7 protein-coding genes are annotated in these 10,202 nt (G+C 59.5%); 5 read left to right on the top strand and 2 right to left on the bottom strand.

Features of this window, described 5'->3' with window-relative positions:
* Positions 1-354: 354 nt before the first annotated feature.
* Positions 355-3,144, top strand: coding sequence for a peptidoglycan-binding domain-containing protein (locus IIY41_RS05385; RefSeq protein WP_244139666.1), 2,790 nt, complete (start codon positions 355-357; stop codon positions 3,142-3,144).
* Positions 3,145-3,418: 274 nt separating this feature from the next.
* Here IIY41_RS05385 and IIY41_RS05380 read toward each other — a convergent pair whose 3' ends face one another.
* On the bottom strand, positions 3,419-4,363 hold the full coding sequence (locus IIY41_RS05380) for an AraC family transcriptional regulator (protein ID WP_009322401.1): 945 nt from the start codon (positions 4,361-4,363) through the stop codon (positions 3,419-3,421).
* 184 nt (positions 4,364-4,547) lie between these two features.
* Here IIY41_RS05380 and IIY41_RS05375 point away from each other — a divergent pair, with 184 nt between their 5' ends.
* The 4 genes from IIY41_RS05375 (at position 4,548) to sfsA (ending at position 8,580) form a co-directional block, all read left to right on the top strand.
* The gene (locus IIY41_RS05375; protein ID WP_009322400.1) at positions 4,548-5,939 is read left to right on the top strand and encodes an MFS transporter; all 1,392 of its coding nucleotides are present in this window, start codon (positions 4,548-4,550) and stop codon (positions 5,937-5,939) included.
* 46 nt (positions 5,940-5,985) lie between these two features.
* Entirely contained in the window at positions 5,986-6,828 is an 843-nt protein-coding gene (locus tag IIY41_RS05370; RefSeq protein WP_009322399.1) for a creatininase family protein, read from the top strand.
* A gap of 211 nt (positions 6,829-7,039) precedes the next feature.
* On the top strand, positions 7,040-7,612 hold the full coding sequence (locus IIY41_RS05365; RefSeq protein WP_050006629.1) for a nitroreductase family protein: 573 nt from the start codon (positions 7,040-7,042) through the stop codon (positions 7,610-7,612).
* 281 nt (positions 7,613-7,893) lie between these two features.
* The gene (gene sfsA, locus IIY41_RS05360) at positions 7,894-8,580 is read left to right on the top strand and encodes a DNA/RNA nuclease SfsA (protein ID WP_155201852.1); all 687 of its coding nucleotides are present in this window, start codon (positions 7,894-7,896) and stop codon (positions 8,578-8,580) included.
* 135 nt (positions 8,581-8,715) lie between these two features.
* Here sfsA and IIY41_RS05355 read toward each other — a convergent pair.
* Positions 8,716-10,202: ABC transporter substrate-binding protein (locus IIY41_RS05355; protein WP_147324354.1), on the bottom strand; the 1,487-nt coding region annotated here is incomplete at its 5' end.

Raw genomic sequence — 10,202 nt, 5'->3', positions numbered from 1 at the left:
GCCCATGCCGGAGCCGGAACGCCTGGCCGCGCTGATGCCGCCGTGCCTCGCGGTAGACGTCGCGGTCTCGGACGCGGAAAAATACGTCGTCTCGGCGCGGCTGCGGTGAGCGGCGTACACAAAGTTTTTTCAAAGGCGCGGGCTCAGGAGCCCGCGCCTTTTTCTTTCCCCGCGCGGCATGCACCTTGCACCGCGCTTCTCCATACAATGATATGAGAGCGGGCGGCACTTGCCCCGCTTTAGAATGCGGTTTTGGGCTTGGGGCTCTGCCGGGCTGTCCCGGTATTCTTGTCTCCCCCTTCCCTCCGGCGACTCGGCCGGGCCCGCCTGCCGCGCAATGAAGGAGAACGCATTATGGAACAAGGTACTCTTTTCGTAAAGCTTGAAAGCGCCCGCGAAGCTCTGCCCGTGCAGGGCCGTGTGGTCATTTCGCAGACAGTGAACGGCGTCCGCGTGCTGGAGATCGAGCTGGTAACGGACGAGGACGGTCTGACACAGCCCGTCACGCTGGACGCACCGGACCGATCCATCTCGCTGGACCCGGCCAGCACCCAGCAAGCCTGGGCCGCCTATGACGTGGAGGCATATGCTGACGGCTACTCCGACATTCTTCTGGAGGGCGTACAGGTATATTCCGGCGTGGAGGCGTACGCGCCCATCAGCATGCTTCCTATTTTTTCCTCCCAGGCGGTTTCGCCCACAGCCGTCACGGCGGACACCGGTTCCACCTCCCGCGAGGCCCAGCAGGACATCCTGCACACCACCATCCCCGCGCCCGCCATCCGCGGCGGCTCCGCCAGCGGCCCCGCGCCGCTCTCCACCTGTGCCACGCAGCCTCTGGTGCTGCAAAGCGTATTCATCCCCCAGTACATCACCGTGCATCTGGGCAAGCCGCAGAACAGCGCCGCCAATGAGACGGTCAGTTTCCCCTATTACATCAAAAACGTCTGCAGCAGCGAGATCTACCCCACCTGGCCCGAAAATGCCATCCGTGCCAACATCTACGCCCAGATCTCTCTGGCGCTGAACCGCGTTTACACCGAATGGTATCCCAGTAAAGGCTACAACTTCAACATTACCAACTCCACCCAGTACGACCAGTATTACGTTTCCGGCCGTAACATCTTTACAAACATCAGCCGCATTGTAGATGACATCTTCAACACTTACCTGCGCCGCGTGGGTGATTTTGCCCCCTATTATGCCGAATACTGCAACGGCACCACCGTCACCTGCAAGGGGATGAGCCAGTGGGGCACCGTAAGCCTGGCGGAAAGCGGCCTTTCCCCCATCCAGATCCTGCGCCGGTACTACGGCAACAATTTTGAACTGGTGACCACCAACGACATCCGCGCCATTCCCAGCTCGTATCCCGGCACGCCGCTGCGTCTGGGCAGTACGGGCAACAACGTGAGCATCATCCAGCGGCAGCTCAACCGCATCGCAAAAAACTATCCGGCCATCGGCCAGCAGTCGGTGGACGGCGTATTCGGCGCAACGACACAGTCGGCCGTGCGCACGTTCCAGAAGATATTCAATCTGACGCAGGACGGCGTCGTCGGAAAGTCCACCTGGTATAAAATCAGCTATATCTATGTAGCGGTGAAAAAGCTGGCGGAGCTGGGCAGCGAATCCGAACCGTATCCCGGCGGAAGCGGCGACGCGCCCGGCAGCGGCACAGATTCTATCCAGCAGGGCGCCGTGGGCGCACAGGTGGCGGCCGTGCAGTATTACCTGAGCTACCTTGCGCAAACGTTCTATCCCACAATCCCCAATATCGTACCCGACGGTATTTTCGGCGCACAGACGCGCAGCGCCGTCATCGCGTTCCAGAACACCTTCGGCCTGACGGCGGACGGCATTGTTGGTCCGGCCACCTGGGCCGCGCTGGAAAAGCAGTTTGAAACCGCCTATGACGACAACAACCCCGGCAGTTATTTCGGCGCGTATCCCGGCGTCGTGCTGCGGGAGGGCAACCGCGGCCTGCGCGTTCAGCAGATGCAGTTTTACCTGCTGTACCTGCACTACTCCTATTCCTCCATCCCCAAGATCAACGCGGACGGCATCTTCGGGCCCGCCACCACCGCGGCCGTACGCGCGTTCCAGGCAAAATTCGGGCTTACACAGGACGGCGTGGTAGGCCTTGCCACCTGGACAGAGCTGTACTCCATTTACAGCCAGAAAAACGCACTGGTGCTCTCGGATGAACAAGTGCCTGCTTATCCGGGCTTCGTGCTGCGCAGGGGCAGCCAGGGCCAGGCCGTGCTGGGCGTGCAGACTTACCGGAACGTCATTTCGCGGAAATACGCCTCCGTCACGCCGCTGACGCGGGACGGCAATTTTGACAGTCGGACGGAGGTATCCGTGCGGGCGTTCCAGCGGCAGTTCAAACTCACCATTACCGGCTGGGTGGATGAGCCGACCTGGAACCGTATTTACAGCGAGTACAAAAACACACTTCTTTCCGAGCACCTGGAATGCCGCTTTATCGACGTGCCCTATCCGGGCGAGCCTGTCGAGGTGGGCCAGACCAATATCTTTGTGCGCACGGCGCTGTATTACTACAATCTGATCGCCGCATTCGATCTTCTGCTGGAGCCCACGGACATCACCGACACTTTCACTTTAGAGGACTCCCTCGCCATCGAGGAATTCCAACGCACGCGCGGATTGACTGTTACGGGCGTCATCGACGAGGATACCTGGACGCTGCTTTATTACCAATACGTGGCCGCTTATCAGGACGTTTTCCCCAACTGCGCGGCTCAGGGCTCCGTCCCGCAGCCTTTCCAGACGCTGGTGCCCGGCAGCCGCGGCGTCGCCGTGGAGCAGCTGCAGATCTGGATCAACGCTCTGAGTGCCTATTACTGCGACCTGGTGCCCCAGGACGTGACGGGCATCTATGACGAGACAACGGAATCGAACGTTTTCATCCTGCAGACGCTGCTGGACCTTCCGCTCACCGGCGAAGTGGACCAGACCACCTGGAACCTCATCCAGGAGGCTTATGAAGAAGCGCTGGCCGAAAACAACAATGGGGAGGAAGCCTACGGCGACCTGCTGGATGTCACCTACATCAACCGCACCATTTCCATGACGGAAACAGTCCTATGCGCGGGCAACTGCGGCACGCCGCTGGACTGACGCCATACAGCCTCCATGTCCGCGCGGGCATGGCAGCACAGGAAAAATGCTAAAAATCCGTTTGCCCGCCCGGACATGCGCCGGGCGGGCAAACGCCTCTACCGCACAAAAGAGAGAAGTGAGGGAAACCAATAAACGCCTGCGCAGCACAAAGCGTTTGGTTTCCCTCACCTCCGAGGCTGGCGGCTTTGTCGCCGGCCTCTGGCGCCTCGGCCAGCCGGGACGCCTTTTTTCCATTGCGCACAAAAGTGCGGTGCCGGCTGTCCGCGCGGCGTCACGGGCGGTTAAAGTCGCGGAAATCAGACGGGGCGACGCCGTATTCCCGCCGGAACGCCCGGTAAAACGTGGAATAGTCTGCGAAGCCCACATCCGTGCAGATCCTTCCCAGGGCCTCTCCTTCCAGAATGCGCTCCTTCGCCGCGATGAGACGGCTCTGCGTGAGATACCGGTAAAAGCTGATGCCCAGCTTTTTGCGGAACAATTGGTCGATGGTGCTTTTGCTGACGAAAAATTCCCGCGCCGCTCTCTCCAATGTAACGTCCTGCGCCAAATGCTCCTCGATGAAAAGATTCAGACGGTCGAACAGGTCCGGCACCTCCGCCGGAGGCGTGGGACGGTCGACGTCTTCCAGCGCCCGGGCGATGTTCACCAGCAACTCCAGCGTTGTAGCACATACGACAGCCTGCCAGCCCGGTGCGCCGCGGGCCGCCTCGCCGCAGCCAGCCTCAAACAGCTTTGCCATTCCCTCCCAACGGGTGTTGGCCGTGCGCAGCACCCCGAACCGCTGGTTTTTCAGCAGCTCCGGCCACATCGGGCGGACGCTTTCCACATATTCCTGGCTGAACCATACAACGCAGCGCCTGTATGGATCGGCCATTTTTTCGGCCAGCAAGGGGCGGTGGCTCACACCGGGCGGGATGAGCACGATGTCACCGTGGCGCAGGCGGTACCGCTGCGTTCCCAGCAGATACTGCGTACTGCCGCCGGTACAGTATATCATCTCGTAAAATGTATGGCTGTGGAGCTGCACGCCGTCGCCGCCCTGGCTTACGTCCCGGTGCGTGTCTACAAAACGGGAGCTCATTTCCAGCTCCTGATAGATGTTCACGAACCGGAACCGGTATTTTTCCAGCTGTGCCTGCCGCTCTCCGGGGGAAAGCTCCCGTCCCTCTACGCCCGCGGCTTCCTCCAGCATTCTCCCCAGCTCAGACAACTTCACAAATTCCACCTCGTTTTATTGTTGATTTTGTGTATATTTTAACTTTTCTTTAAGATAAATGCAATAATCTATGTGTCATTTGCAATTTTAATTGCAACAAAATTGTTGTATGCTGTATCCATGATACAGCGGTGCGCCTTGCCGGCCGGGAGGAATGCCGCAACATGACAGGAGGAATCACAAAATGGCTACCACCACTCAAAAAAGCGGCCTGACGTTCAAGCACAAAGTCGGCTACGCCATGGGCGACCTTGGCGGCTGCATGACCTTTGCGCTGATGGGCGCCATGGTCACCCGCTATTACACCAACGTGCTGCAGGTCAATACCGCCGTCCTGGCGACGCTGCTTCTTGTCTGGAACATCTGGGACGCCGTGAACGACCCGATGATGGGCGCGCTTATGGACAAAATGTACGCAAAACATCACAATAAGAACGGCAAGTTCCGCCCCTGGCTGCTGCGTGCCGCTCCGCTGCTGGCCATCACCTCTATCGTGTTCTGGACAGTCCCCACGCTGTTCGACGGCTACACGATGCTTGTGGTGCTGTTCTTCTGCAAGATCCTTTACGAGGGCTGCTACACCATGTTCAACATCCCCATGGGTTCGCTGCTTTCCGCCATGGCCAACACCGACGGCGAGCGTGCCGCCCTGTCCTCTGCCCGCGGTTTTGGTTCCATGATCGGCAACGTGATCCCAATGATGATCCTGCCGCAGCTGCTGGCCAAATTCGGCGACACTTCCAAGGCTTTCGGCATCGGCGCCGCCATCTGCGCGTCCATCGGCTTCGTGTTCTGCTTCCTGCACTATTACTGGACAGAGGAGCGCAATGTCGCGGATACGCCCAAAGAAGAAGCCGCCAATGTCAAATTTACCGATATCCTTTCCGTTTTCAAAAAGAACCGCGCGTTTCTTGCGCTTTGCATCCACGGCGTATGTATCTGCTGCATGCAGTATGTAGGTTCCACACTGGGCACCTATATGTACTCCGATGTATTGGGCAACATCGGCATTATGAGCCTTGCCAGCGTTGTCTCCATGCCGCTGAGCATCGTCGCCCTGCTCATCATGCCCAAGCTCGCTGAAAAATTCGGCCTGGAAAAGGTCATCCGCACCTGTCTGCTCATCGGCTGCGGCCTGTATATGGGCCTGTTCGCCGTCATGATGCTGTTCTCTGTTCCTGCCATCGTCTACCTCGTCTGGAGCACGATGGCCAGCGGTATTGCAAGCGTGTCCATCCTGATGCAGTGGGGCCTCGTGGGCGAAGCCATCGACTACAATGAGCTTCTGACGGGCAAGCGCACCGAAGGCTCCATCTACGGCACCTTCAACCTGTCCCGCCGCATCGGCCAAACCGTCGGCAACTCTGCCGCCGTGCTGGCACTGGGCTGGATCGGCTACGACGCCAACCTGGCCGCCCAGTCCGCAGGCACGCTTACCGGCATCAAGGCGCTGTGCGTGCTTGTCCCCGGTATTTTCCTTGTCGGCTCCTGGATCGCATTCCGCTTTGTGTGGAACATCACGCCCGAGATCCGTGCCAAAATGGCCGCCAGCAAAGCCGCAAAATCTGCACAGTAATGCCGGCCGCCGCGCTTTATCAACGCAAAAGGAGTGTAACCTTGCCATGGAACTTCGCACCCGTTTTCTGCCCAAGCTGCTCAACAGCGAGGTAGATGAATACTTAAAAAGCAACGATATCATCATCGTGCCGGTGGGCACGGTGGAGATGCACGGCGGATTGCCGCTGGACAGCGAGACCGTCATCAGCGAGGCTTTCGCCCTGAAAATGGCCGAGGCCTGCGACGGCCTGGTGCTGACGGGCCTGCCTTATTTCTACGCCGGTGCCACAGCCTCCGGCCGCGGTACCGTTCAGGTGAGCGTTCGCCAGGGCATCGACTACCTGAGCGCCATTGCCCACAGCCTTCTTCGCCAGGGCTTCAAGCGGCAGGTCTACATCAGCTTTCACGGGCCCGCACACATGACGTGCAGCCCCATGGTGCGCGATTTCTTCGATGAGACGGGCGTACCCATCCTGTACATCGACCTGAGCATGCAGATGTTCAAGTCCGCCAAAGACCTGTTCAAGTCCATGGACGCTTTCCACGCCATTACTGTGGGTGCCTATCAGCTTCTGGGGCGTCTGGAGGACGTGCCCCTCACCACTGAATACAGCGCGCCGCATACACAGACTTGCGCGCCTTTCAACGATCTGTTCGCACTGGCCTATCAGAGCGGCTCCGCGGGGTACTGCTTCGCAGACCCCATGGACCACATGCCCACCACCGCCATTCCCGACGAGGCCACGCGCAAAGCTCTGGCCGGCGAAGGAGCGGAGCTGATTGGCGAGATCGTGAAGCGCATGGATATGCCGCACGTCGCCGCGCAGATGCGGGACCTGAAAGCATATACGGACCGCGCCGGGGAACTGTACCCCTGGATGCCCAGCGCATACAACAGCGCCAAATGACACACCGTTCCCCCGCCCCTTGATTTTCGCAGCCGCCCGCAGCCGATGCGGGCGGCATTTTTGGCCTCATCCGCCGGTAAAATTTCCGGATTTTATGCAAACCGCTTGCAATTCACACTATATTAGTATATAATAAAGTTAGACAAAGCTAACACATTGTTCTGCGGCAAACAGAGCAAATACAAATAATTTTACAAAAGAGGCCATTGAAATGAAGATCATCGAATCTCTGGAAAAACGCAGGAGCTACTACAGCATTGGGAAAGAGCTGCCCGTGAGCGAGGCCCAGGTGACCGCGCTGGTGGAAAAGCTGGCAGAGCTTGTTCCCGACGCATTCAACATGAAGAGCTCGCGGGTCGTCGTGGCGTTGGGTGAAAAGCAGGACATGCTGTGGAATACAGTTTATGACGCCTTCGGCGGCAAGGTCGCCCGTGAAAAGATCGACAGCTTTCGGGCAGGCGCGGGCACGGTGCTCTATTTTTACGACGAAGCCGTAGTGCAGGCGCTTCAGGCACAGTTTCCGCTGTATGCCGCCAACTTCCCCGGCTGGGCGCTCCAGTCCAGCGGCATGCTTCAGCTCAGTGTTTGGAGCGGCCTTCGGGAGCTGGGCGTGGGGGCGTCGCTGCAGCATTATAACCCCATCATCGACAAAGACGTCCGCGCGCTGTTCGGCTTACCTGAAAGCTACCGACTGGTGGCGCAGATGCCCTTTGGCTCTATCAAAGACGAGCCTGAGCCCAAAGAAAAAGAAGACATCTCCCTGCGCGTGACAACTGTACGCTGAACCGAACCGCCCCGTTCCCCGCCCGGGGACGGGGCTTTTGTTTTCGCGGCGTCAGGGTATAATAACCCCAAAGCCGCCGCTTGTGCGGCTGCGCGTGTGCACGGCACACGCCCCTGTGCTGGCGCACAGGGCTTTGAGAACATTGAACCATGCAAAACCGCAGCACATGCGGTTTTGTTGGGGCCGCTGCGCGGCGTCAGGGTGTAATATACCATCCGGAATGTTTCATAAAAATATACATACGGTCATCTTTGACGGACGGCCGGAAAGGACAATCTGCGATGCAGTACTCCAATGTGATCCCGGGACGCTTCGTTTCCCGGCCCAACCGCTTCCTTGCACAGGTGAAAACCGCGGACGGCGTGCAAACCTGCCATGTGAAAAATACCGGACGCTGTGCCGAGCTGCTGCTGCCCGGCGCTCCGGTATGGCTGCAGCGGTTCGGCACGGACGCAAAGCGCAAGACAAAATTCGACCTTATCGCCGTGCAGAAGGGCGCGCTTCTGCTGAACATCGACAGCCAGGCGCCCAATGCGGCGGCACGGGAATTTCTGGCCTCCGGCGGGTTAGGCTGGATTCCCAGCGTACTGCGCCCCGAATACACCTGGGGCGATTCCCGTTTTGACTTTTATTTGGAACACGGCGGGCGCCGGTGCCTTGCAGAGGTGAAGGGCGTCACGCTGGAGGAGGACGGCACGGCGCTGTTCCCCGACGCGCCCACGCTGCGCGGCATAAAGCATCTGGAGGGCCTTTCACGCGCCGCGGCGCAGGGCTTTGCGTGCTGCGTGCTGTTCGTCGTTCAATTTTCTCCCGCAGCCGCCTTCGCGCCCAACCGGCGCACGCACCCTGCTTTCGCAGACGCCTTGCGCGCCGCACGGGACGCAGGAGTACGCGTACTGGCCTACGACTGCGCCGTCACACCGGAGTCCATGGTCCTGCGCGCGCCCGTCCCCGTCACAGGGCTTTGAAAAACGCGCCGCCCATCAGCGTCCTCCCCGTCCCTGCATCCGGACGGCAAAAGCCCCGTCCCCAAAGGCCGTTCGGCCGCCGGGGGCGGGGCTGCTTTTTATCCTTTACCCTGCGCCGTGCACGATTTTTCGCGCTCAGACCGTTTTCTGCATGGTATAAGGCAGGATGCCCAGGAACAGGTTATACTGCACGCCGGACACATTGCTGTGCATGGCATAGACGTCCTGGTTCACATAGGTGGGGATGAGAGGCGCTTCGTCCAGCTCGATCTCCTGCATGCGCGCCCACATCTCCGCACGTTTTTCAACGTCCAGCTCGGAGCAGGAGGCCAGATAAAGGCTCTCGCACTCATCATTCTGCCAGCCGGTATACATACCGTTGGTGATTGGGTTGTACACAATGAAAGACAATGCCAAGGCGCTGTCCGGGCCCGTGCGACCCAGATTGGTCAGGCCCACCTGATACTCGCCGTTTTTCTTCATGGCGGTAAGCGTGGCCGCGTCGTATTGGGTGACCTCCAGCGTCACGCCCGCCTGCGCCCACTGCTCCTTTAGAATGGCGGCGATCTGTGCCTCCGTGGTATTGCCGGAGGTGATGCTCAGCGTGAGCGTCAGGCCGTCGGCATAGCCCGCATCCGCCAGCAGGGATTTCGCCTTTTCCACATCGTGGGTGTAGCCCTCCAGCCCGGTGTTGCGCAGCACGTCCAGATTGTCGGTAAAGGTGGTGACGCGCTGGGCGTACCCTTGGTTCGCGCCCACGATAAGATCATCCACATTGGTGGCATACGCCAGCGCCTGGCGCACTTCCTTGCTGGAGACCGCCTCAGCCTCCACATTAAAGCCGATGTAATTCACCGTTACGGTGTCAAAGGCTTCTACCTTATAGTTGCTGTCCGCGCTGAGCTGGGGCAGATTGTTGCGCGGCGTGCTCATCATCAGGTCGATGTCGCCGTTCTGGAACTCCATCAGGCGGGTGGAATCATCCGCCACGACGGTCACCTTGATCTCCTCGGTAACAGCCTTGGACGGGTCGTAGTAATTGGGATTCTTTTTGAACAGCATGTACTGGTCTTTCACCCAGTCAGCAATATAATACGGGCCGCAGGTGACGAGGTCCTTATAGTCGCCGCTCTCGCCGCTGTCCTTCTGGACGATGGCGCAGCAGGGCATTGTGAAATTGGACAGGAAGTCCGGCGTCGGGGCCTTCAGCGTCACAACGACCGTCGTGTCGTCGGGGCATTCAATGCCCGCGATGGCCGTCAGAAAGCCCGCGAAGATGGATTTTTCCGGGTCGATGGCACGGTTGAGGGAATACAGGATATCCTCTGCCGTAACAGCGTCGCCGTTGTAGAATTTCAGCCCGTCGCGCAGATGGAAGGTGTACGTCAGGCCGTCCTCGGAAACGTCCCAGCTCTCGGCCAAAGCGCCCTCGATGGCGGTGCCGTCGTTGGCCGGAAACACAAGGCCCTCAAAGTTCCAGGCCACAGTCATCAGGTCCGTGGCGTTGGAGGTCTGCGTCGGGTCCACAAGAGCGGCGTCCTTATTGCGTGCAACGACGATCTGCTGCGCAATGCCCGCGTCCGCCGCGCCGGAGGAGGCGGAAGCCGCGCCCGAGGCCGCCG

This window comes from Ruthenibacterium sp., from assembly GCF_017421385.1.
Classification (GTDB): Bacteria; Bacillota; Clostridia; order Oscillospirales; family Ruminococcaceae; genus Ruthenibacterium; species Ruthenibacterium lactatiformans.
This window is presented reverse-complemented; position numbering and strand designations above follow the sequence as displayed.